Origin of the sequence: Sphingomonas sp. MJ1 (PH-R8), from assembly GCF_048058635.1 — a bacterium.
Classification (GTDB): domain Bacteria; phylum Pseudomonadota; class Alphaproteobacteria; order Sphingomonadales; family Sphingomonadaceae; genus Sphingomonas.
Map to the genome: position 1 here is coordinate 72,310 of NZ_JBBEFX010000007.1, position 21,653 is coordinate 93,962.

24 protein-coding genes are annotated in these 21,653 nt (G+C 69.3%); 13 read left to right on the forward strand and 11 right to left on the reverse strand.

The annotated features are described in order from the left end of the window. Positions 1 to 135: 135 nt before the first annotated feature. From VPH46_RS08155 to VPH46_RS08175, 5 genes are all read right to left on the reverse strand, one after another. On the reverse strand, positions 136 to 1,203 hold the full coding sequence (locus VPH46_RS08155; protein WP_416610358.1) for a 5-(carboxyamino)imidazole ribonucleotide synthase: 1,068 nt from the start codon (positions 1,201 to 1,203) through the stop codon (positions 136 to 138). Further along, the gene (purE, locus tag VPH46_RS08160; RefSeq protein WP_239434388.1) at positions 1,200 to 1,685 is read right to left on the reverse strand and encodes a 5-(carboxyamino)imidazole ribonucleotide mutase; all 486 of its coding nucleotides are present in this window, start codon (positions 1,683 to 1,685) and stop codon (positions 1,200 to 1,202) included. Before purE ends, VPH46_RS08155 begins: the two co-directional genes overlap by 4 nt. 97 nt (positions 1,686 to 1,782) lie before the next feature. After that, complete coding sequence (gene gpmA / locus VPH46_RS08165; protein WP_416610360.1) at positions 1,783 to 2,469, reverse strand: 2,3-diphosphoglycerate-dependent phosphoglycerate mutase; 687 nt, start codon at positions 2,467 to 2,469, stop codon at positions 1,783 to 1,785. A gap of 40 nt (positions 2,470 to 2,509) precedes the next feature. Then, positions 2,510 to 3,631 (reverse strand): M14-type cytosolic carboxypeptidase, encoded by a 1,122-nt coding sequence (locus VPH46_RS08170; protein ID WP_416610362.1) that lies wholly within the window; start codon positions 3,629 to 3,631, stop codon positions 2,510 to 2,512. Then, positions 3,628 to 4,245 carry a DUF4136 domain-containing protein gene (locus VPH46_RS08175; protein ID WP_125959350.1) on the reverse strand — a complete coding sequence of 206 codons (618 nt, stop codon included), beginning with the start codon at positions 4,243 to 4,245 and terminating at the stop codon, positions 3,628 to 3,630. Before VPH46_RS08175 ends, VPH46_RS08170 begins: the two co-directional genes overlap by 4 nt. 153 nt (positions 4,246 to 4,398) lie before the next feature. On the opposite strand from VPH46_RS08175, the gene ykgO reads away from it, so the two are divergent. Continuing rightward, positions 4,399 to 4,524 (forward strand): type B 50S ribosomal protein L36, encoded by a 126-nt coding sequence (gene ykgO / locus VPH46_RS08180; protein WP_055755695.1) that lies wholly within the window; start codon positions 4,399 to 4,401, stop codon positions 4,522 to 4,524. A 13-nt stretch (positions 4,525 to 4,537) separates the two neighbouring features. Then, positions 4,538 to 5,170 (forward strand): HAD family hydrolase, encoded by a 633-nt coding sequence (locus VPH46_RS08185; protein WP_416610365.1) that lies wholly within the window; start codon positions 4,538 to 4,540, stop codon positions 5,168 to 5,170. 95 nt (positions 5,171 to 5,265) lie between these two features. Here VPH46_RS08185 and pyk read toward each other — a convergent pair whose 3' ends face one another. Further along, complete coding sequence (gene pyk, locus VPH46_RS08190) at positions 5,266 to 6,732, reverse strand: pyruvate kinase (protein WP_416610367.1); 1,467 nt, start codon at positions 6,730 to 6,732, stop codon at positions 5,266 to 5,268. 71 nt (positions 6,733 to 6,803) lie between these two features. On the opposite strand from pyk, the gene VPH46_RS08195 reads away from it, so the two are divergent. The 5 genes from VPH46_RS08195 to ruvA all read left to right on the forward strand — a co-directional run bounded on the left by VPH46_RS08195 (position 6,804) and on the right by ruvA (position 9,591). Continuing rightward, positions 6,804 to 7,121, forward strand: coding sequence for a DUF1244 domain-containing protein (locus VPH46_RS08195; RefSeq protein WP_317893416.1), 318 nt, complete (start codon positions 6,804 to 6,806; stop codon positions 7,119 to 7,121). A gap of 95 nt (positions 7,122 to 7,216) precedes the next feature. Next, entirely contained in the window at positions 7,217 to 7,453 is a 237-nt protein-coding gene (locus VPH46_RS08200) for a DUF2312 domain-containing protein (RefSeq protein WP_125959346.1), read from the forward strand. Between the two features lie 146 nt (positions 7,454 to 7,599). Next, positions 7,600 to 8,343, forward strand: a complete 744-nt coding sequence (locus VPH46_RS08205) for a YebC/PmpR family DNA-binding transcriptional regulator (RefSeq protein WP_125959345.1) — start codon at positions 7,600 to 7,602, stop codon at positions 8,341 to 8,343. A 121-nt stretch (positions 8,344 to 8,464) separates the two neighbouring features. Next, positions 8,465 to 8,992: a crossover junction endodeoxyribonuclease RuvC gene (gene ruvC / locus VPH46_RS08210; RefSeq protein ID WP_416610370.1), complete on the forward strand. Its 528-nt coding sequence runs from the start codon at positions 8,465 to 8,467 to the stop codon at positions 8,990 to 8,992. Further along, a complete protein-coding gene (gene ruvA / locus VPH46_RS08215; protein WP_416610372.1) occupies positions 8,989 to 9,591 on the forward strand; it encodes a Holliday junction branch migration protein RuvA in 603 nt (200 codons plus the stop codon). Before ruvC ends, ruvA begins: the two co-directional genes overlap by 4 nt. 231 nt (positions 9,592 to 9,822) lie before the next feature. Here ruvA and VPH46_RS08220 read toward each other — a convergent pair whose 3' ends face one another. Together VPH46_RS08220 and VPH46_RS08225 are read right to left on the reverse strand one after the other, a co-directional pair. Continuing rightward, positions 9,823 to 11,883 carry an MGH1-like glycoside hydrolase domain-containing protein gene (locus tag VPH46_RS08220; protein ID WP_416610374.1) on the reverse strand — a complete coding sequence of 687 codons (2,061 nt, stop codon included), beginning with the start codon at positions 11,881 to 11,883 and terminating at the stop codon, positions 9,823 to 9,825. 49 nt (positions 11,884 to 11,932) lie between these two features. Then, a complete protein-coding gene (locus tag VPH46_RS08225; RefSeq protein WP_416610375.1) occupies positions 11,933 to 12,835 on the reverse strand; it encodes a 2-hydroxyacid dehydrogenase in 903 nt (300 codons plus the stop codon). Positions 12,836 to 12,957: 122 nt separating this feature from the next. On the opposite strand from VPH46_RS08225, the gene ruvB reads away from it, so the two are divergent. From ruvB to VPH46_RS08240, 3 genes are all read left to right on the forward strand, one after another. Then, on the forward strand, positions 12,958 to 13,980 hold the full coding sequence (gene ruvB, locus VPH46_RS08230; RefSeq protein ID WP_416610377.1) for a Holliday junction branch migration DNA helicase RuvB: 1,023 nt from the start codon (positions 12,958 to 12,960) through the stop codon (positions 13,978 to 13,980). A 115-nt stretch (positions 13,981 to 14,095) separates the two neighbouring features. Beyond that, entirely contained in the window at positions 14,096 to 14,683 is a 588-nt protein-coding gene (locus VPH46_RS08235; protein ID WP_125959339.1) for a cysteine hydrolase family protein, read from the forward strand. 105 nt (positions 14,684 to 14,788) lie between these two features. Next, positions 14,789 to 17,926 carry a TRCF domain-containing protein gene (locus tag VPH46_RS08240; protein ID WP_416610379.1) on the forward strand — a complete coding sequence of 1,046 codons (3,138 nt, stop codon included), beginning with the start codon at positions 14,789 to 14,791 and terminating at the stop codon, positions 17,924 to 17,926. A 97-nt stretch (positions 17,927 to 18,023) separates the two neighbouring features. Here VPH46_RS08240 and VPH46_RS08245 read toward each other — a convergent pair whose 3' ends face one another. From VPH46_RS08245 to VPH46_RS08255, 3 genes are read right to left on the reverse strand one after another with little or no spacing between them, the layout of a single operon-like run. Beyond that, complete coding sequence (locus tag VPH46_RS08245; RefSeq protein WP_416610381.1) at positions 18,024 to 18,464, reverse strand: DUF4126 domain-containing protein; 441 nt, start codon at positions 18,462 to 18,464, stop codon at positions 18,024 to 18,026. Between the two features lie 59 nt (positions 18,465 to 18,523). After that, entirely contained in the window at positions 18,524 to 19,657 is a 1,134-nt protein-coding gene (gene uvsE / locus VPH46_RS08250) for a UV DNA damage repair endonuclease UvsE (RefSeq protein ID WP_416610383.1), read from the reverse strand. A 35-nt stretch (positions 19,658 to 19,692) separates the two neighbouring features. After that, positions 19,693 to 19,980, reverse strand: coding sequence for a 4a-hydroxytetrahydrobiopterin dehydratase (locus VPH46_RS08255; RefSeq protein WP_125959337.1), 288 nt, complete (start codon positions 19,978 to 19,980; stop codon positions 19,693 to 19,695). 47 nt (positions 19,981 to 20,027) lie between these two features. Here VPH46_RS08255 and VPH46_RS08260 point away from each other — a divergent pair, with 47 nt between their 5' ends. From VPH46_RS08260 to VPH46_RS08270, 3 genes are read left to right on the forward strand one after another with little or no spacing between them, the layout of a single operon-like run. Beyond that, positions 20,028 to 20,438: a metallopeptidase family protein gene (locus VPH46_RS08260; RefSeq protein ID WP_416610385.1), complete on the forward strand. Its 411-nt coding sequence runs from the start codon at positions 20,028 to 20,030 to the stop codon at positions 20,436 to 20,438. Continuing rightward, entirely contained in the window at positions 20,435 to 21,019 is a 585-nt protein-coding gene (gene ccmA / locus VPH46_RS08265) for a heme ABC exporter ATP-binding protein CcmA (RefSeq protein WP_416610387.1), read from the forward strand. The genes VPH46_RS08260 and ccmA overlap by 4 nt, the downstream gene beginning before the upstream one ends. After that, positions 21,016 to 21,651, forward strand: coding sequence for a heme exporter protein CcmB (locus VPH46_RS08270; RefSeq protein WP_416610389.1), 636 nt, complete (start codon positions 21,016 to 21,018; stop codon positions 21,649 to 21,651). Before ccmA ends, VPH46_RS08270 begins: the two co-directional genes overlap by 4 nt. Positions 21,652 to 21,653: the final 2 nt, after the last annotated feature.

A 21,653-nucleotide genomic window follows, 5' to 3' on the forward strand; every position in this document is an offset into this window, starting at 1 on the left:
GGAAATGGAGCGCGTGCGGGAGGTGCGTACCTCCGCGCGGGCCGGCCAATACGGAGACGACCGGCGCCGAAGATGGCGACGCTCCAAGTGAGGGTTACGCTTGGACTTGCAGGGGCGAGCAGCGCCCCGCGAAGCTTAGTCCCGCACGACTCGCGTGACGTGGCCCATCTTGCGACCGGCACGGACTTCGCGCTTGCCGTAGAGGTGGAGGTGCGCGCCGGGCTCAACCATCAGCTCGGGCCAGGCGTCGGCGTCCTCGCCGATCAGGTTGGTCATCACCGCCTCGCGGCCCGTCATCCGCACGGGGCCCAGCGGCAGGCCGCAGATCGCGCGTACATGGTTCTCGAACTGAGAGGTTTCGGCCCCCTCGATCGTCCAATGGCCGGAGTTGTGGACGCGCGGTGCCATCTCGTTGAACACCGGGCCTTCGGGACCGCAGAAGAATTCGAGGGTGAGCACCCCGATATGGCCGAGCGCCTCGGCGACGCGGCCGGCGAGGGCTGCCGCCTCGGTCCATTGCGCGGCGACTTCCGCCGGAGCGGGGACGGTCGAGGTATCGAGGATGCCGTCCTTGTGGACGTTGCACGCCGGCGGATAGCTGACCACCGTACCATCCGGGCTGCGCGCCAGGATGATCGAGAATTCGTGGGTGAAGGGAACGAACGCCTCGAGGATCGCAGGGCCGTCACCAATCGCCGCCCAGGCGGCGTCCGCGTCCTCGGGCCTTGCCAGCCGCGCCTGGCCCTTGCCGTCATAGCCGAAGCGCGTCGTTTTGAGCACCGCGGGGCAGCCGATGGTGGCGATCGCCGCGTCCAGCTCCGCACGGCTGGCGACCGCCGCCCAGCGGGCGGGCCGGCCCCCGAGACCCTCGACGAAGCGCTTCTCCGCGATGCGATCCTGCGCCACGCGCAGCGACTGGGAGGAGGGGTGGACCGGCACCTGTTCCTCGAGCGTCGCGATCGGTTCGGCGGCGATGTTCTCGAACTCGTAGGTGACGAGGTCGACCTCTGCCGCGAACTGCGCCAGTGCTGCGCCGTCGTCATAGGCACCGCGGGTGTGCGCGGCGGCTACGTCATTGGCGGGCCCGGTATCGGGCGCATAGACATGGATGCGATAGCCGAGCTGGGCAGCGGCCATGCCGATCATCCGCCCGAGCTGGCCCGATCCGATGATGCCGATGGTGGCGCCGGGCGCGTGGGTCATTGCGGATCGATCGCCACGCTGTCGGTCTGGGCGGCGCGCCAGGTGTCGAGGCGGGCGGCGAGCGCATCGTCGGAGACGGCCAGGATCGCCGCTGCCATCAGCCCGGCATTGACGGCGCCGGCGCGGCCGATCGCGAGGGTGCCCACCGGAATTCCGGCCGGCATCTGCACGATCGAGAGCAGGCTATCCATGCCGCTCAAGGCCTTGGATTCCACCGGCACGCCCAGCACCGGCAGCCGCGTCATCGAGGCGGCCATGCCCGGCAGGTGCGCAGCCCCGCCGGCACCGGCGATCACCACCTTCAGCCCACGTCCCGCCGCACCCTCGGCATAGTCGACCAGACGCCGCGGCGTTCGGTGCGCGGACACCACCTTGGTCTCGTGCGGGACGCCCAAGGCGTCGAGCACGTCTGCTGCATGGCGCATCGTCTCCCAATCGGAGGTGCTGCCCATGATGATGCCGACGAGAGGTTGGTCTGCCATCGCTGTCCCGAATGCGAGGAAGCCGGCTTCCTAGAGAGCGGCACGGCACCGGGCAAGGCCGGAAGCCCTGCCCGAGGTGCCACGCTGCGAAACGGCCTTACCGGTCGCGCAGATAGTAGCGGTCGGTGGCGTTGAGCGCCTCGTCCAGCTCATAGACCAGCGGCTGCCCGGTCGGGATCTCCAGGCTGGCGATATCCGCATCCGAGATGCCGGACAGGTGCTTCACCAGCGCGCGCAGCGAATTGCCATGCGCGGAGATCAGCACGCGCTTGCCGGCCTGGAGCTCGGGTACGATCCGCGCCTCCCAATAGGGCAGCACGCGCGCGATCGTGTCCTTCAGGCTCTCCGTCGCGGGTACGGCGATGCCGGCATAGCGGCGATCGTTGCTGAGGTCATAGGGGCTTCCCGCCTCCGGCAGGGGCGGCGGGATGTCGAAGCTGCGGCGCCAGATCTTGACCTGCTCCTCGCCGTGCTTGGCGGCGGTCTCGGCCTTGTCGAGGCCGGTCAGGCCGCCATAGTGCCGCTCGTTGAGCCGCCAGTCCTTCTCGACCGGCAGCCACAGGCGGCCCATCGACTCCAGTGCCAGGTTGAGCGTCTTGATCGCCCGCGTCTGAAAGCTGGTGAAGCACTGGTCGAAGTCGAGGCCCTTGGCCGCCATCAGCTCGCCGGCCGCCGTCGCCTCGGCGATGCCCTGCTCGGTCAGGTTGACGTCCCACCAGCCGGTGAAGCGGTTCTCCAAGTTCCAGGCGGACTGGCCGTGACGAATGAGGACGAGGCTGGGCATCGGGGCTCCTTGAGAAAATAGGTACGGCAGGACGGACGGATCAGAGCTCGTCGATCATCCCGGCAAGCGTGTCGAGGCAGGAATGCGCGAGCTTCTTGGAGCGCTCGGGCGACCAGCCGAACTCCGGATCGGGGTTCGCGCCATGGTCCTTGAACGGCATCTCCAGTGTCATCGACACCGCGCCGAAGCGTTCGGCGAGCTGGTTGGTCGACATCGACAGGTTCGCCTGGCCGGGTGCGGACTTCACATAGCCAAGCTCCAGCTGGAAGTCGGGCGTCGCCGCGGCGAGCCGCCGGCCATATTCGTAGAACTTCTCGCCATGCGGATCGGTCCAGGCGGGAATGCCCTCATAGCCGGCGAGGAAATTGGCGGGGATCGCCTCGTCACCATGGACGTCCATCGCGAAGACGACGCCGGTCTCATCCATGGCGTTGCGCACGCACAGCACTTCGGGGCTGCGCTCGGGCGTCGGCGTATGCCACTCGCGGTTGAGGTTCACGCCGGCCGCATTGGTGCGCAGGTGGCCACGGAACGCGCCGTCCGGGTTCATGTTGGGCACCAGGTGCAGCGTCGCCTTTTCGCGCAGCGCCTGCGCGGTCGCGTCGTTCGGGTCGACCAGCTTTTCCAGCGCGCCTTCCATGAACCATTCGGTCATCGATTCGCCGGGATGCTGGCGCGCGTAGAACCACACCTGCTTGGGGCCGGTGCCGATCGTCAGGCAATCGATCGCGCGGCCGTCGAGCGTCTGGCCCAGCTCGCGCACGGTAACGCCGGGCTCGCCAGCGATTCGCGCCACCAGCGCGTCGTGCTGCTCCATCGTGTAGGGTGCGAAATAGGCGAACCACACGAGGTCGCTGTCGATCTCCGCCGTCCAGCGCAGCACGCCATCGGCATAGTCGGTGTCGGCGACCTGCCGCCATGCCACGCGGTCGGTGCTCATCCGCGTGCGGTAGCCGGGCCAGCCGAACGCATAGGCCGAGCCGCCTGCATTGGTGATTCGGAAGGTCAGCCGGCGCCCCTTGGCGCCGGCGACCCGGAAGTGGAACCATTGATAGAAGTCGGACTGGTGATCGCGCACGATCTCCAGGTTCAGCGTGTCGCCCTCGATCCCGGTGAGGCGGATGTTGCCGCTGTCGAAGGCGGCGTTGACGGTGATGCTCATTTGACCGTGGTAGTGATCCCCGACTCTCCGGGGAAGCCCTGGAACAAGGCGCGGGCAAGCTTGTCCGCCACGGTGATCGGCTGGCTCGACGTCTTGCCCTCCAGCGACTCGGTCATCGCGCGGCCTTCCCAGACCACCGTGTTGTCCGCGCGGCGGCGGATCTGGGCGGAAAGCTCGGAGCCGATCACCGCCTGCTGGCGGCCGCCGCCGACGGGCAGGGTCACGCCGCCGCCGACGCCCACGCCCGAGCGCCGGCCGAAGCTGCCGCCGCCGGCGCCCAGGCCCACGGAAAAGGGTGCAGGCTTTTCCACATAGCCGCGGGTGGCGCGCAGGAAGGCGACCGAGACGACATAGCGCGAATCGCTGCTCACCGTGGTGCGCGTAGGCGTGAAGCCAAGGCGACTCAGTTCGCGCGAAACCGCGTCGGCATAGGTCTGGTACTCGGGGCTGATGGTCGCGTTGGTGCGGAGCGGCTCGATCGTGAAGCTGCCCGGCTCTACGGGCGAACCGAGGTGAAAGCGGGTCACATCGATCGGCGCGGCACGCTGGGTGGTCGCACAGCCCGCGGTAAGGCTTGCGATCCCTGCGGTAAGCGCCAGTACGAGCTTGTTCATGCCTTGGCTCCTGTGCGGCCCGAATCGTCGTGCCGTGTTCAACGCGCGGCTTGCCGCATCCGCTCCAATGCCGCCATCCTTGACTTGGAAGCCGTCAGCTTCTAGGCGGGCGCCTCTTTTTGTCAGCCCAAATTTCGAGAAGCGAACCCGGTCATGAAGATCGTCAACTCCCTGAAGTCGCTCAAGGATCGCCACCGGGACAACCGCGTGATCCGCCGCCGCGGCCGTATCTACGTCATCAACAAGACGAATCGCCGTTTCAAGGCACGCCAGGGCTGATCTTGCCGGTTCGGTGACGGTCGACGTGCCGAACCCGGTCAAGGCCGTCGTCTTCGACGTCGGCAACGTCCTCTACCATTGGGACCCTCGGTTCCTCTACGAGCGCCTGATCGACGACGATCAGGCGCTCGCGGCGTTTCTGCGCGACGTCGTCACGCAGGAATGGCATTTCCAGCATGATGCCGGCCGCCCCTTCGCTGAGACCTCGAACGAGCTGATCGCGCTCTATCCGGAGCATGAAGCGCTGATCGCCGCCTGGGGGCCACGCTTCAACGAAAGCATCGGCGGGCCCGTGCCCGGCATGGCCGAGATCGTCGCGGAACTGGATGCCGCGGGCGTGCCGCTCTACGCGATCACCAACTTTTCCGGCGAGTTCTGGCCGCCGTTCCGCGCGACCGCGCCCGAACTGTTCGACCGGTTCCGCGACGTGGTGGTGTCGGGCGACGAGAAGCTGGTGAAGCCGGATCCGGCGATCTACGCGCTGGCGCTGCGCCGATTCGGCTTGGCTCCGGGCGAGGCGGTGTTCGTGGACGACAACCTCGCCAACGTGGCCGCCGCCGATGCCGCGGGCCTTCGCGCGGTGCATTTCTCGGACGCTGCGGCTTTCCGCGCCGAACTGGTGCGGCTGGGGTTGCTGCCCGAATAACAGGCACGTGCTCCTGCGCAGGCAGGAGCCCAGGGCCACAGGCGCTGGCGTTCGCATACCCGGTGCTCCCGCTTTCCGGGAGCACCGGGTCGGCCTCAGGCCTTGTTCTTCTCGTAGTTCTTGAGCTCGTCGCCGATCAGCCGCACCACGTGCAGCACGTTGGTGGAGCCCGGCGTTCCGAACGGCACGCCGGCACAGACCACCACCCGGTCGGTGGCGCCGGCCATGTGATGGCGCAGCATCATGCGCTTCGCCTTGGCAATCATCTCCTCGAACGACCCTACGTCGCGGGTGTGGACCGCGTGGACGCCCCACAACAGGCCGAGTCGCCGTGCGGTCTCCAGCTTCGGAGTCAGCACCATGATCGGCACGCCCGGACGCTCACGTGCGATTCGCCGCGCGGTCGAGCCGGAAATGGTGAAGCACAGGATCGCCTTGGCATCGACCGTGCGGGCGATGTTCTTGGCAGCTTCGGCGAGCGCGTCGGCCGTGGTCGGATCGGGACGCGTGATGGTGAAGTGGACGCGGTCGCCGTGGCCGGGATCGCGCTCCACCGAATTGGCGATGGCGTCCATCATCGCGACCGACTCGGCCGGCCAGGAGCCGGCGGCGCTTTCCGCCGACAGCATGATCGCGTCGGCGCCGTCGTAGACCGCCGTCGCCACGTCCGACACTTCCGCGCGGGTCGGCGACGGCGAGGTGATCATCGATTCGAGCATCTGGGTCGCGACTACCACCGGGCGGCCCAGGCGACGCGCGGTCTCGACGATCCGCTTCTGGAGCGGCGGCACCGACTGGGGCGGCAGCTCGACGCCCAGGTCGCCGCGCGCGACCATGACGCCGTCGCACTGCTCGACGATCTCCTCCAGTCGGACGACGGCCGACGGCTTCTCGATCTTGGCGAGCAGCGCCGCGCGCCCCTGGATGAGCTTGCGGGCGTCCGCCAGATCCTCGGGCCGCTGGACGAACGAGAGCGCGATCCAGTCGACGCCCGCGTCCACCGCGAAGTGAAGGTCGCTGATGTCCTTGGGGGTCAGCGCCGCCATAGGCAGCACCACGTCCGGAACGTTCAGGCCCTTGTTGTTGGAGAGCATGCCGCCGACTTCGACCCGGGTCACGATGCGGGTGTCGTCATGCTCCACGACGCGCAGCACGAGCTTGCCGTCGTCCAGCAGCAGCCGAGCCTCCGGCGTGATCGCGGCGAAAATCTCCCGGTGGGGAAGCTCGACGCGCGTGGCGTCGCCCGGCGCGTCCGAGCGATCGAGGATGAACTGACTGCCGGTCTCCAGCATCACCTTGCCCTCGGCGAAGCGGCCGACGCGCAGCTTCGGACCCTGAAGATCGGCAAGGATCGTGGTGGGGCGGTTATATTCCTTTTCGAGCGCGCGAATCGCCGCGATCACCGGGAGCTTCGACGCCTGGTCGCCGTGGCTCATGTTGATCCGGAACGCGTCTGCACCGGCTTCGAACAGCCGGGCGATCATTTCCGGAGTGTTGCTGGCCGGGCCCAGTGTCGCGAGCACGCGGACTTTGCGCGAGCGGGGCGTAAAAGCCTTTGTCATCCTCGATCCTTGGTTTTCGAGCCACCGGCTCTACCTGTTCTTCGATCCGGATCAACCTTTGGAGGGCGTAAATGGCAGACATCGACCATCTTGATGACAGGATTGCTGCGGCCGCGTTCCGGCGGCTGGTGCGCCATCTGCGCCATCGCTCGGACGCGCAGAACATCGATCTGATGGGGCTGGCGGGGTTTTGCCGGAACTGCCTGTCGGAATGGGTGGAGGACGCGAGCATCCGCGCGGAGCAGCCGATCGACCGGGAAACCGCGCGCGAGTTGATCTATGGCATGCCCTATGCCGAGTGGAAGGCCAGCCACCAGCCGCCGGCAACCGAGGCGCAGCTCGCGCGCATGCAGGAAAGCCTGGCGCGCAATCCGACCGACCTCGCCTGAAGGCCGGACGAAGCGCGCGAGCCTCACGCACCGGTTGAGCGGTGGCGGGGGATCGCCTAGACGCCCCGGTTCACCACAGATTCCACAGGACCATCATGAGCGACAATATCTCCGCCGAGCAGCTGCGCCTTCTGATCGAGCGCATCGAGCGGCTGGAAGAGGAGAAGAAGGGCATCTCCGACGACATCAAGGATGTCTATGCCGAGGCGAAGTCGACCGGCTTCGACGTGAAAACGATGCGATCGATCATCCGCCTGCGCCGGATGGAAAAGCATCACCGCGACGAGGCGGACATGCTGCTGGAAACCTACAAGCAGGCGCTCGGCATCTGATCGACGGCGCCTGCGGGCGCCGTTCCCGCCCCGGCCGCGCGGGACAGGCACTGTGCTTGTCTCGGGGGCGGTGTTTCTTCTACCCGTCTATGCATTGACGGCCCGCTTCCCGGGGAAGCCGGCTGCCCCTGGATTCGAGAGAGCACATGGCAGGCCATTCCAAGTTCAAGAACATCATGCACCGCAAGGGCGCGCAGGATAAGAAGCGCTCGGGCATGTTCTCCAAGCTCAGCCGCGAAATCACCGTCGCGGCCAAGATGGGTCTGCCGGACCCCGACATGAACCCGCGCCTGCGCGCGGCGGTGAACGCCGCCAAGGCGCAGTCGATGCCCAAGGACAACATCCAGCGCGCGATCGACAAGGCGTCGAAGGGCGACATGGAGAATTACGAGGAGATCCGCTACGAGGGCTTTGGCCCGGGCGGCGTGTCCCTCATCATCGAGGCGCTGACCGACAACCGCAACCGCACCGCCACCAACGTGCGTACCGCGGTGTCGAAGAACGGCGGCAACCTGGGCGCGAGCGGATCGGTGAGCCACGGCTTCGACCGCGTCGGCCTCATCAACTATCCGGCAAGCGCCGGCGACGCCGAAAAGGTGTTCGAGGCGGCACTGGAAGCCGGTGCCGAGGACGTCACCTCCAGTGAGGACGGGCACGAGATCTGGACCGCGCAGGGCGACCTGCACGAAGTCGCCAAGGCGCTGGAGCCGGTGCTGGGCGAGGCCGAGGGCGCCAAGCTCGCCTGGAAGCCGCAGACCATGGTCGAAGTGACCGAGGACGACGCCGCGACGCTGTTCAAGCTGATCGACGCGCTCGACGACGACGACGACGTGCAGACCGTGTGGGGCAACTACGAAGTCTCCGACGCGGTAATGGAGAAGCTCGGCTGATGCGTCTGATCCTCCCCGGGACGGGGAGGGGGACCGCTCGCAGAGCGGTGGAGGGGGGCTTCCACCGCCGGGGCGCTGGCGGCGCCCCCCCTCCACCAGCCTGCGGCTCGTCCCCCTCCCCATGCTGGGGAGGAGCGGTCCGGTGGTGATCCTCGGTCTCGACCCCGGCCTCGGCACCACCGGCTGGGGCCTGATCCGCGCGGACGGCAATCGCCTGAGCCACGTCGCCAACGGGCAGATCCGCACCGATCCGTCGATGCAACTTCCCAGGCGTCTGTCGCACCTGTTCGGGGCGCTGGGCGAGGTGATCCGCACGGAGCGTCCCGAGAGCGCTGCGGCCGAGGAGGTGCTGGGCAACAGCAATGCGCAGTCGACGCTCAAGCTGGGGCAGGCGCGCGGCGTGGTGCTGCTCGCCGCCGCCACCGCGGGACTGGCGATCGGCGAATATCATCCGAGCGTGGTCAAAAAGGCGGTGGTCGGCACCGGCGGCGCCGACAAGCGGCAGATCCAGGCGATGGTCGGGCATCTATTGCCGGGCGTGAAGCTCGCCGGGCCCGATGCCGCCGACGCGCTGGCGGTGGCGATCACCCATGCGCATCACCTGGCGAGCGCCCATGCGCGCGCCCGACGGACGGGAGTGGGGGCATGATCGCGCATCTCAAAGGTCGGCTCGAGTCGACGGGCATCGACCACGCGGTGATCGACGTAGGCGGCGTCGGCTATCTGGTCGGCGCCTCGTCCCGCACGCTGCAGGCGCTGGGCGGGGTGGGCGAGCACGTCACCATCCACACCGAGATGCTGGTGGCCGAGGACTTCATCCGGCTGGTCGGCTTCGCCACTGCCGACGAACGTGACTGGTTCCGGCTGCTGACCGGTGTGCAGGGCGTGGGAGCGCGGGTCGCGCTCGCGATCCTCTCGGTGCTCGCCCCCGACGAGCTGCGCACCGCCATCGCCAAGGGCGACAAGGCCAGCATCGGCCGCGCCAATGGGGTGGGGCCCAAGCTCGCCCAGCGCATCGCCATGGAGCTGAAGGACAAGGTCGGCGGCATCGCGCCCGGGCTCGCGGGCGTCGCCGGCGCCACGATACCGGCAGGCGGCGCAAGCGCCGATGCGGTGTCGGCGCTGCTCAACCTCGGCTTCAAGCCGGCCGAAGCCGCGCGCGCGGTGGAGGCGGCCGCAGAGGAACTCGACGCAGGCGCGAGCCTCGATGCGCTCGTCCGCCTCGCGCTGCGCAAGGCGGCGCGATAGGCTTTCCGATCGGCGCCCGGTGTATCCCCGCGCAGGCGGATCCAGGCCAAGCAGAACCACGTCTGTCGGTGCGTGAAACCCTGGGCTCCTGCCTGCGCAGGAGCACGATTCCCGTTCCGTTCCCGTTCCCCGTACCCCGGCAGGGCCGGGGTCCAGTTGCGGTGCCACTGCGGCTCCGGGCTCCTCCGAGGCGCTTCCAACTGGACCCCGGCCGCCGCCGGGGTACGCGTTTCAGAACAGCTTCAGCTCCACGAGCCGCACCGGCTTGCCCCGTACCTGCATCCGCACCCGCACTGCGGTGGCGCGCAGCGGCGACCAGCGGGCATTGGTGATGCCGTTGGCGAGCGGCGCGTTCTGCTCAGCCTGGACCCTCTGCCAGCGGCCGTCGACCTGCGCCTCGATCGCGTAGCTTGCCGGCGCCGCGTGCTGGGCATCGGCGAAGAAGGCGAGCTCGGCCGAAGAAAGCTCGGTTGGTTTGCCGAGATCGACCTGCAACCAGGGTGCGCGTTCGCCGGCCTGGCTGCTCCAGCCGTGATCGTTTTCGGGGAAGAACACCACGCGGCCGTCCACGGCGTCGTGGATGCGCTCGGGCGTGCCGCTCGACGCGCTCGACTTGGGGAATTGGCCGCGGACCAGTTCGACGGCGTGGTCGATGCGGGTCGCGCGGGCAGGCGCGGCGCGGCGCGCGATGGGCACTTCGATCCGCTCGGCCTTGGAGCTGCGGGCGACCTCCTGCCCGTCGACCAGCACGCGCAGGCCCGCACCCTGGCGGTAGTGGCTGCCGTCGGCGTCGTAGCGGATCGTCACCAGCCGCCCATGATAGGGTACGTCCTGCAACTGGAACCACTGAAGGGTGTCCGGCCCGGATCCGGCGGGCACCAGCGGGTCGACCTCGAGCACATCGTCCTCACGCGGGCGCAGGCCGACCAGGCCGGCGATCACCAGGTCGGTGAAGCCCGAGTGGAAATAATGGTGGCTGCGCGCCAGGCCGACGATCGGCTTGCCGGTGTCGGGGTGATAATCCTCCTCCAGGTCGAGCCGGTCGCCCTGATAGTGGAGCTGCGCATATTGGCGCAGCAGGCGCAGATAGTCGGCGCGGGTGACGACGTCCTGGCGATAGTCGCGCAGCAGATTGGCCATGGCGGTCAGCGTCTGCGTCGTCTGGAATGGCCAGATGGGTCCGTTCCACTGGCATTCGGGCGCAGTGCCTTCGTAGCGATACTGCTGCATGTAATGCGGGTAGCTCGGCTCCACCGTGCGCATGCCGAACGGGCCGCCCAGGCCCTGCGGCGACAGCAGGTGCTTCCAAGCCGTGGCGAAGCGCGGGTCGTTGCTAGGCAGGCCGAAGGTCCAGGGCACATAGCCGGCGAGCTCGCGCCCGCGGATCGGCTCCCAGTATTTCACATGCTCGTTGTCGACCTTGTACCGGTCGATGAAGTGGCCGAGCTTCGGGCTCCACAGCGCTTCCTCGACGCGGGTGCGCAGCCGGTCGGCACGCGCGTCATAGTCGGCGGCGGTTTTCGCATCGCCTGAAAGCGCCGACAGGCGGGCGATCGCGCGCGCGTTGGCGAACATATAGGCGTTGATCGACGGCCGGAACGAATCGCCGCCGCGAAACCCGTCCTTGCCGCCTGAGGCGTCGATCGACGAGATGGTGTATTCGGTCGCATCGAGCAGCGGCTCGATGAAGTAGAGCCCCTTGGTGAAGTCGAACTTGTCGTCCCACAGGCCGTAGATGTGGCGCATCGCGGACAGGTGGCGGACCGCATCGGCGCGGTCGCCGTCGACCAGGAAGCGCGCGTAGGTGGCATCCGCGATCGCTTCGCTGAAATGCCGGTCGTTGCCGCCGTCCTGGTAGAGGAAGTCGATGTAATCGCCCGCATAGCGGCGATCGCGCAGCCAGCGGCCTTCGTAGAGGTGGAAGCCGGTCGCGTCGTTCAGGCTGGCATAGGGTTCGCGCTGCCAGCCCACATCGTCCATGAACTCGGTGCTGATATAGCCCTTTTCACCCAGGTCGCGCTGGTGGGCGCGGAACAGCTTCCAGCGATAGTAATAGACCGCGTCGAGCTTCGGATCGGACGATTCGAACAGTGGGATATTGTCGCGATACCAGGGCGCGTCGTTGCCGAACCGGGCGCGCATCACGGCGTCTGCATCGATCCGCAGCGCAGTCACGGCCGACTGTTGCGGCGGCTCCGCCGTCGCACCCGCGCCCAGCAAGCCGGCTGCGCCCAGCAGCGCCACCATCCGCACCGTGCGCCCGATGCGCGTTCCCTTCCGGTTGATCGCCAAGCCTGCCTCTCCGTTTTGTCTGAGCAATGCTTAGGTGAAAGGAGACCGCTTAGACCAGCGGCGTCGGCAACGGCTTCCCCGCAAAATGAGCGTCGAGGTTGGCGAGTACCAGCGCGGCCATGGCGGCGCGGCCGGCGACGGTGGCGCTCCCCTGGTGGGGGGCGAGCACGACATGGTCCATGTGACGAAGCGCGCGCGGTACGTCCGGCTCGTTCTCGAACACGTCCAGCCCGGCGCCGGCGATATGCCCCTCGGCGAGCGCCGCGATCAGCGCCGCCTCGTCCACCAGGCTGCCGCGCGCGACGTTGACGAGCACGCCGTCGGGGCCAAGCTCCGCAAGCACCTCGGCCCCGACGATGTGCTGCGTTTCCTCGCCGCCCGGGGCAGACAGGATCAGCACGTCCGAAGCGGCTGCCAGGGCGCGGATGTCGGGCAGGAACCGCCAGGGCAGGTCCGGCTTGGCATGGCGGGCGGTGTAGAGAAGTTCGGCCGCAAACGGCTCGGCGCGGCGTGCGATCGCGCGGCCGATGCGGCCGAGGCCGAAGATGCCGATGCGGCGGCCGCTCGCCTGGCGGCCGGGAGGGACCATCCAGCCGCCGTCGCGCACCATTCGGTCGTTGACGGCAATCCGCCGCTGCACCGCCAGCATGAGTGCGATCGCCTGGTCCGCGACGTCCTTGGTCAGCACGTCCGGGGTGGTCGTGACGCGAATGCCGCGGGCGCGGGCCGCCTCCAGATCGATGCCGTCATAGCCGACGCCGTTGATCGCGATGATCTCCAGCTGGGGCAGGGCCTCGATCATGGCGGCGTCGATGACGCTTGCGCCACCAGCGACGATGGCGCGGGTGTCCTCCGGACCACCGCCGCGGTGGACGGTGAAGCGCTGCTCCAGCTGCTCGATCATCTCGGATGCGAGCGGCGTCATGACGAACAGGGGCGGGCGATCGGTCATCGCGTCAGCCTAACGGCGTGCGATGTGCCTCGACAGGGGGCGGGGTGCATCGGTACGGAACGAATCATGGACATCTTCGATCCGAAGGCCGCAATCCCGTCCTCCATGGGGCCGGCAAGCCGATGAGCGATGCCGATCGCATCCTGACGCCCGCCCGGCGTGGCGAGGACGTCGACGCCGCGCTTCGCCCGCGTTCGCTGGACGAGTTCGTCGGCCAGAAAGCCGCGCGCGAGAATCTGCGCGTGTTCATCGACGCGGCGCGCTCGCGGGGCGACGCGCTCGACCATGTGCTGTTCTTCGGCCCCCCAGGGCTCGGCAAGACGACGCTGGCGCAGATCGTCGCGCGCGAGATGGGCGTCGGCTTCCGCGCTACCTCGGGTCCGGTCATCGCCAAGTCGGGCGATCTGGCCGCGCTGCTCACCAATCTCGAGGACGGCGACGTGCTGTTCATCGACGAGATCCACCGCCTCAATCCGGCGGTCGAGGAGGTGCTCTATCCGGCGATGGAGGACCGCGCGCTCGACCTGATGATCGGCGAGGGACCATCGGCGCGGAGCGTGCGGATCGACCTGCCGCGCTTCACGCTGGTGGGCGCCACCACGCGCCAGGGCCTGCTGACGACGCCATTGCGCGACCGCTTCGGCATCCCGGTGCGGCTGCAATTCTATACGGTGGACGAGCTGGAGCGGGTGGTGACGCGGGCGGCCGGGCTGCTCGACCTGCATGTCGCCTCCGATGGTGCGCGCGAGATCGCCCGGCGCGCGCGGGGTACGCCGCGCATCGCCGGGCGGCTGCTGCGCCGCGTGCGCGACTTCGCCAATGTCGCGGGCGCCGAGACGGTCGACGCGCGCACGGCCGATACCGCGCTGAACCGGCTGGAGGTCGACAACCAGGGTCTGGACGCGATGGACCGGCGCTACCTGACCATGATCGCCGACGTGTACCGCGGCGGCCCGGTCGGCGTGGAGACGCTGGCGGCGGGGCTTTCCGAGCCGCGCGACACGATCGAGGAAGTGATCGAACCCTATCTGATCCAGATCGGCATGGTGGCGCGCACGGCACGCGGGCGCTGCCTGAACTCGGCCGGGTGGAAGCACCTCGGCATCGAGCCCCCGGTGAACACGCAGGACGGCCTCTTCGACTAGGCGCGGGGGCGGCGATCGCGTCCGCAGCCGGGTTAGGGCGAGCGGAACCAGGTGCCTCCCCCGCGCGCTGGAACGATCCACCGGCTCGCAAGCGCCGGCGGCGAGGAGAGAGGCGATGGCGGACACGGAACAGGCGCCCGGCAAGACGGCGCTGCTGATCATCGACATGATCAATGCGCTCGATTTCGAGGACGCGGCCCCGTTGCAGGAGGCGGCGGAGGCGGCTGCGGAGCCGATCCTGTCGCTGCGCGCGGCGGCGGACGCGGCGGGCGTGCCCGTCATCTACGTCAACGACAACAACGGCGAATGGCATTCCGAACGCTCGCGCCTGGTCGAAAACGTGACGGAGAGCGATGCACCGGGGCGCGAACTCACCCGCAAGCTGGCGCCGCGCAAGGACGATTACTTCATCATCAAGCCGCAGTTCTCCGGCTTCTATTCGACCAACCTGCCGGTGCTGCTGCCCAAGCTGGGGGTCAGCCGGCTGATCCTGACGGGGGTGGCCGCCGACATCTGCGTGCTGTTCACCGCCGCGGACGCGCATATGCGGGCGTACGACCTGTGGGTGCCCGAGGATGCCGTCGCCAGCAGCGATCCACAGCGCACCAAATGGGCGCTGGAGATCATGCGCAACAGCATGGATGCGGAGATCGGTCCCACCCGCGAATGCTCGCTCGCAGACTGGATCGCCAAGGCCGAGTGACCAAGGAACGCGGCTGGGCTGCGCTCGTTTGAACCCGCACGCGCCGCCCGGCGTGCTGGAGTTCCCGATGCACCCATTGCCCGTGCGCGCCGGTGGCGCCGCCTGATGCCGACCGCCGATCCCATGCCCTATGGGGCGCTTGCCGCCGCCCTGGCGGACGCAGTTGCGAACCAGGACCTGTTGTTCATCGCCGCCGACGAGCAGCGCGCCGAACGCATTGCCGCGGCGCTGGCCGCCCTCGCTCCCGACGCGGCGGTGGTGCACCTGCCGTCGAGCGACGCGATCCCGGGCGACGATGCGCCGCCCTCCGCCGCCAATGTGGGGCGGCGCGTGGGGGCGCTGCGCCGGCTGCGGCTGCTGGCGGGGGACGCCAAGCGCCCGCGGCTTGCCTGCATCACCACGGCGGAGGCGACCGTGCCGCTGCTGCCGCCGGTGGAAAGCTTCGATGCGGCGCCGCCGGCGTTGACGGTCGGCGACGAACTCGATCCGGAGGCCTTCCGTGCCGAGGCGGAGGCGATCGGCTACTTCACGGACGACCGGGTGGATGAGCCCGGGGAGGTCGCGGTGCGGGGCGGCGTGGTCGACATCTTCCCCGCGGACGCCCCGCGCCCGGTCCGGATCGAGGTGGTGGAGGGACGGATCGCCGCGATCCGCGGATATGATCCCGCGACGCAGCGTTCCGAAGAGACGCTGGACACCATCGAGATCGGCCGGGCCATGGAGCCCGGCATCGGCGTGGGTGCGGCAGGCGTATCGCTCTTCGCGCACTTGCCCCCGGTCGCGATTGCCAGCGACCCCGGTGCCGAGAAGCGTCGGAAACGCTTCCTGGCGCTCGCCGAGGACGGCGCCAAGCGTCGTCGCGCAAACGCCGGCGTCGTGTCCGACAGCGATTGGAACGCGCAGTTGGCCGGGGCCGATACGCTCGCCCTGCCGAAGGGCGGGGAAGTACCGCCGCGCTTCGTCGAGCAGCGCCAGCCCTCGCGCGGCTTTGCGCGGTTCGGGCGCGCCGCACTGGAGGAGGGCGCGCTGCTGCTGGTCGGATCGCGCCGCGATCTGCGCTTCCTGGGCGCGCGGGTGAGGAAGCTGCTCAAGACCGAGCCCCAGGAGGTCGCCAGCTGGCAGGCTGCGCGGGCGCTCGGGCCTGGTACGGTCGCGACCCTGGTCGCGCCGATCGAACGCGGGTTCCGCGTCGAAGGACTCGCGGTGGTCGCCGCCTCCGACCTGCTCGGCGGACGCGCGCTGGCCGAGGACAACGCGGTTGCCGCGATCGACCCGCTGTTCGCGGGTGCCGGCGAACTGCGCATCGGTGACGTGGTGGTGCACGAGGACTTCGGCATCGGGACCGTGATGGGGCTGGAGACGCTGCCGGGTGAGCACGGCGGCGACGCGATCATGCTCGGCTATGCGCGCGAAGGCCGCCGGCTGGTGCCGGTCGCCGAGGCCGACCGCATCTGGCGCTACGGCGCCGACGCCGATTCGGTGACACTCGACTCGCTCGACGGGTCGAGCTGGGAGAAGCGGCGCGGCGCAATCGACGCCGCGGTGGCGGAGAGCGCCAAGGGCCTCGCTGCACTCGCCGCCGAGCGCGACGCGCGCACCACCGACCCGATCGAGCCCGATCCCTCCGCCTATGAGCGCTTCGCCGCCGGCTTCCCCTTTACCGAGACCCCGGACCAGGCGCGGGCGATCGCGGCCGTGCGCGACGACCTCGCCTCGGGCAAGCCGATGGACCGGCTGGTGATCGGCGACGTCGGCTACGGCAAGACCGAGGTGGCACTGCGCGCGGCCGCGATGGTCGCGCTCGCCGGCCGCCAGGTGGCGATCGCGGCACCCACAACGGTGCTGGTCCGCCAGCACCTTGAGACGTTCCAGAAACGCTTCGAAGGCACCGGCATCGCCGTCGCCGGCCTCTCCCGCCTGTCGAGCGAGGCCGAGAAGAGAGAGGTCAAGGCCGGCCTTGCCGACGGATCGATCCGGGTGGTGATCGGCACCGGCGCCGTGGCGGGTGCCGGAGTGGCGTACCACGACCTCGCGCTGGTGGTGATCGACGAGGAGCAGCGCTTCGGTGCGGCCGACAAGGCCAAGCTGCGCGACCTGGGCGCGGGGCACGTCATGGCGCTGTCGGCCACGCCGATCCCGCGCACGCTGCAGACCGCGCTGGTCGGCCTGCAGCAGCTGTCGATCCTGGCAACGCCGCCGGCACGCCGCCAGCCGATCCGTACCGCCATCGCCAGCTTCGATCCCGTGACGGTGCGCAGCGCCCTGCTGCGTGAAAAGGGTCGCGGCGGGCAGAGCTTCGTGGTGGTGCCCCGGATCGAGGACATGGCACCGCTGGAGGCGGAGCTGAAGAAGCTGGTGCCGGAGCTTCGGCTCGTCACCGGCCACGGCAAGATGCCGGCGGCCGAGATCGACGAGGCGATGGTCGCCTTTGCCAATGGCGCGGGCGACGTGCTGCTCGCCACCAACATCATCGAGGCTGGGCTGGACGTGCCGCGCGCCAACACGATGATCGTCCACCACGCAGACCGCTTCGGGCTGAGCCAGCTCCACCAGCTGCGCGGTCGGGTGGGGCGTGGCGGTCGCCGCGGGCAGGTGCTGCTGATGACCGAAGCCGGTGCCGAGATCGCCGAGTCCACGCTCAAGCGCCTGCGGACCTTGCAGGCGTTCGACCGGCTGGGTGCGGGATTTGCGATCTCCGCCCGCGACCTCGACATGCGCGGCGCTGGCGACCTGATGGGCGAGGCACAGGCCGGGCACATGAAGCTGATCGGCGTAGATCTCTACCAGCATCTGCTGGGCCTCGCGCTGCGATCGGCGCGTGGAGAGGAGGTGACGGTGTGGACGCCGGAGCTGAACCTGGGGATCGAGGGCCGCTTGCCGGAGGACTGGATCCCGGAAGCCGAGGTGCGACTGACGCTCTATGCCCGGCTTGCGCGGCTGGCCGACGAGGCGGCGCTCGACGGCTTCGAGGAGGAACTGGAGGACCGGTTCGGCGAACTGCCGGAGGACGCCCAGCAGCTGATGACGGTCGCCCGTATCCGCCAGCTGGCGCGGCTCGCCGAGGTCACGCGCGTCGATGCGGGTCCGGGCGGCATCGCGCTCACGCCCTATGGCAAGGCGAAGCTGAAGGCCGAGGGGCTGGAGGCGAAGGGCGAGCGTTACGTGCTGGCCGAGCGCATCGAGGATGCCGCGGAGCGCGCCGCCCGGGTACAGGCGCTGCTGAGCGAGGTCGGCGACTGCTGACGCCCCGTACCCCGGCGGAGGCCGGGGGCCAGGGTCACGGAACGCAGCGCGTGTGGCCCTGAGCTCCTGCCTTCGCAGGAGCACGATGGTGGCCGCGTCAGCGCGTGATGGCCAATCCGCTGCCCAGGACCAGCGCGTCCTCGACGAAGCCGCTCTTGTCCTGGCCGTAGCGGCGCAGCGCCCGCATGCGCAGCGACAAGCCCACGTACGAGGCGGCGATCGCGGTCGCCGCTGCCAGTACCGCGGCCGTCTTGCGCTGTTCGGCAGGGGCCAGGGCGGCACCGGCGAAGGCTGCGGTGGCAGTGCGCGCGATCAGGCCCGGCACGACGGTGCGGTCGGGTGCGGTGCGCATCTTGTCGCCCGCCATCTCCGCCGCCGCGAGTGCCACCGCCCCGCCCGCGACCAGCGGATGGGCGAGCAGATCGCGCGCCGGCGCATCCTTGGGCAGGCGGTCGCGCCGAGCGGCGCCCGCGACGAGCGCGAGCGGGGTCATGGCGCGCTGGCCCGCGACGAGGCCGATGAGGAGGGAGCGAAGCATGCGAGTCTCCTGGAATGGTCTGGAACGCAACGAGCGGAGGGCGCCGGGTATCCCGGGGCTCAGGCGGCGCCTTCGTCCACGTCGGGCGCGTCCTCGGCATCCACGCCGTTCTCCAGCGCGGCATCGTCAGCGGCGAGCGCGGCGGCGTCCTCGGCATGGATGCCGAACCTAGCCGCCACGTCGGGGGCATAGCGCAGCAGGTCGCCGCGCAGCTTGATGAGGGCGAGGTCCTTGGACTTGCCCTCCAGCATCACGTCGAAAGTGAGCCCCTCTGCGGTGCGCATGAAGGTCGCGAATTCGAACGGGTTGGTGAAGTCGGCATGTCCCGTCCACACCGGCGGGCGCAGCACGGTCTTCACGCGCGCGTTCGGCTTCACCGGCGCCTTGGTGACCTCGTCCTTGGCCGCCTTGCCGCGCTTGGCGGGCGTGATCTTCTGCTTCACCTCACGCATCTCGGTGCGCGGCGAGGAGAAGTGGATCTTGGGCCGCACGCCCTCGGGCCAACTCGCCATGAAGCGCTCCAGCGTCTCGCGCAGGTCGAGCCCTTCCGGGTTGAGGCACCAGAAATGCTGATAGGCAAAGATCAGCCGGACGCCGGTACGCTCGTGGATCCACAGCACGTCGGCGGCGGAGAATCGCAGGTCGTCGTTTTCGAGCACCAGCCGGCGGCGGACATGCTCCGGGCACTGCTCCCAGCCCTCGATCCAGCGGGCGCGCGCCGCCTCGCGATCGTCATACACGCCGCCGACATGGGTGATGACCACCGCCTCGTCGTCCAGCCCCATGCGGTCGAGCATTTCCGACTGGCTGGCGAGATCCTGGATGCTCTTGGCGGTAAGCTCCGGATTGGGGCTGTTGAGCAGGATGTATTGCGACGGGTGGAACGACAGCCGCATGTCCAGCGACCGCGCCTTGGCGCCGAACGCGGCGAGCTCCGCGTCGCTCTCCGCGACCATGGCGTGGAACTGCTGCATGTCCGGATGGGTGGCATAGGGCGCCAGGTCCGATGACAGCCGGTACATGGAGATGCCCTTGGCCGCGCAATAGTCGAGCACGCGGTCGACATGCTCGAGCGAGCATTTGAGGTGCGGACCCGCCTGCCAGCGGCGGGTGTCGTTGCTCTTGAGCTCGGGCTTGCCCATCACCTTGACGGGAAAGCCCAGCCGCATCGGGCGGTCGGATCGGTTCGGCATCGACCGTCCAACGGGCGGGGACGCCAGAGGGTCCGTTATTCCACCAGGGCGTCGATCGCCTGGGCCATGTCGATGTCGCGGTACGACAGTCCGCCCGCGTCGTGCGTGGTCAGGAGAATGTCCACACGGTTCCAGACGTTCGACCATTCCGGGTGATGGTTGGCCTTTTCCGCCAGCAGCGCCACCTGCGTCATGAAGGCAAAGGCCTGGCTGAAATTGTCGAAGGTGAAGCTGCGCGTGATTGCGTCCCGCGCGTCGTCATGGTCCCAGTCCGGCAGTCCGTCGAGCGCATCGGCGCGCTCCGCCTCGTTCAACAGCTCCATTCGACCCTCCTTGTGCGGCCTTGCCGGCAAGGCCTATGGACGAAGCCATGTCCGAGCAAGCGCCTTTGCAGTTCGCCCCAGACGCCGCCCGCATCGAGGCGCTGGCGCGCGCCGCGCTCGCCCGCATCCCCGAACCGTTCGCCGAGCACCTGAAGGACGTGGTGCTGCTGGTCGAGGAGTTCGCGGACGACGAGACGCTGGACGCGATGGGCATCGAGGATCCGTTCGCGCTGACCGGCCTCTACCACGGCCTGCCGGTGGGCGAGAAATCGGCCTGGACCGGCGCTGCCATGCCCGATCGCATCCACTTGTATCGCCGCGCCCTGCTCGACGAGTGGGTGGAGACCGGCGTCTCCGTGGAAGCGCTCATTACCCATGTCGTGGTGCATGAGGTGGGGCATCATTTCGGCCTGTCGGACGCCGACATGCACGCGCTGGAGGAAGCCGCGGGCGCGTGAGCACGGCGGCGCTCGTGCTGGACGACGTTGCCTGCTTACGTAGCGGGCGGCTGTTGTTCGAGAGATTCAGCCTTGCGCTTGCCGCCGGGGAGGCGGCGCTGGTGACCGGGCCCAACGGCGTCGGCAAGTCCAGCCTGATCCGCATCGCCGCCGGCCTGCTCGCCCCGGCCGCGGGCCGGGTCGACGCGAGCGGCGCGCGGGCGCTGCTGGCGGAGGCCGCCGCACTCGATCCGGAACGCACGCTTGCCGACGCCGTCGGGTTCTGGGCGGCGCTCGATGGGGCGCGCGGGCGGGTGCCGGACGCACTGGAGGCAGTGGGGCTCGGGGCGCTCGCGGAAGTACCGGTGCGGATGCTGTCGACCGGCCAGCGTAGGCGCGCGGCGCTGGCGCGGGTGGTCGCGGGCGGTGCCGCCATCTGGTTGCTGGACGAGCCGGTCAACGGCCTCGACGCCGCCTCGACCACCCTGCTGGAGGGGCTGGTGGCACGGCACCGCGCCGGCGGCGGCATCGTGCTGGTGGCGAGCCATGTGCCGGTGGCGCTGCCCGGTGCCCGCCTGCTGCCGCTGGAGCCGGCGGCATGATCGCTATCGTGCTGCGCGAGCTGCGCCGCGCGTGGAGCGGCGGCGGGCTGATGCTGACGCTCGCCTTCTTCCTGCTGGTGGCGACGCTGTTCCCGTTTGCGATCGGCCCGGACGCGAAGCTGCTCGCGCGGATCGGCGGCGGAGTGGTGTGGGCGACCGCGCTGCTCGCCGCGCTGCTGCCGGTCGAACGGCTGGTGCTGCCGGACCTCGAGGCGGGCGTGATCGACCAGTTCGCGGTGCGCGGCCTCTCCGGCGCCGGTGTCGCGCTCGCCAAGATTCTGGGCCACTGGATCGGCTTCGGACCCGGTGTGATGCTGGCGGCGGCGCTCAGCGCAGCGCTGCTGGAGATGCCGGCGGACGTGCTGTGGCGGCTGGAACTCGGGCTTCTGCTCGGCACTCCGGGCTTGGCTGCATTGGCCGTCGCAACCGCCGCGCTGGTCGCCGGCCTGCGCGGTGCGGGCGCGGTCGCCGGCATGGTGATGCTGCCCTTCGCGCTCCCCCTGCTGGTCTTCGGCGCCGGCGCGCTGGAGGGGGGCAGTTCCGGCCTCAAGCTGGTCGCGGCAACCAGCCTGCTGCTGATGGCCGGCGCCCCGTTCGTGGCTGGCGCCGCGCTGCGCTTCGCTAGAGAATAGCC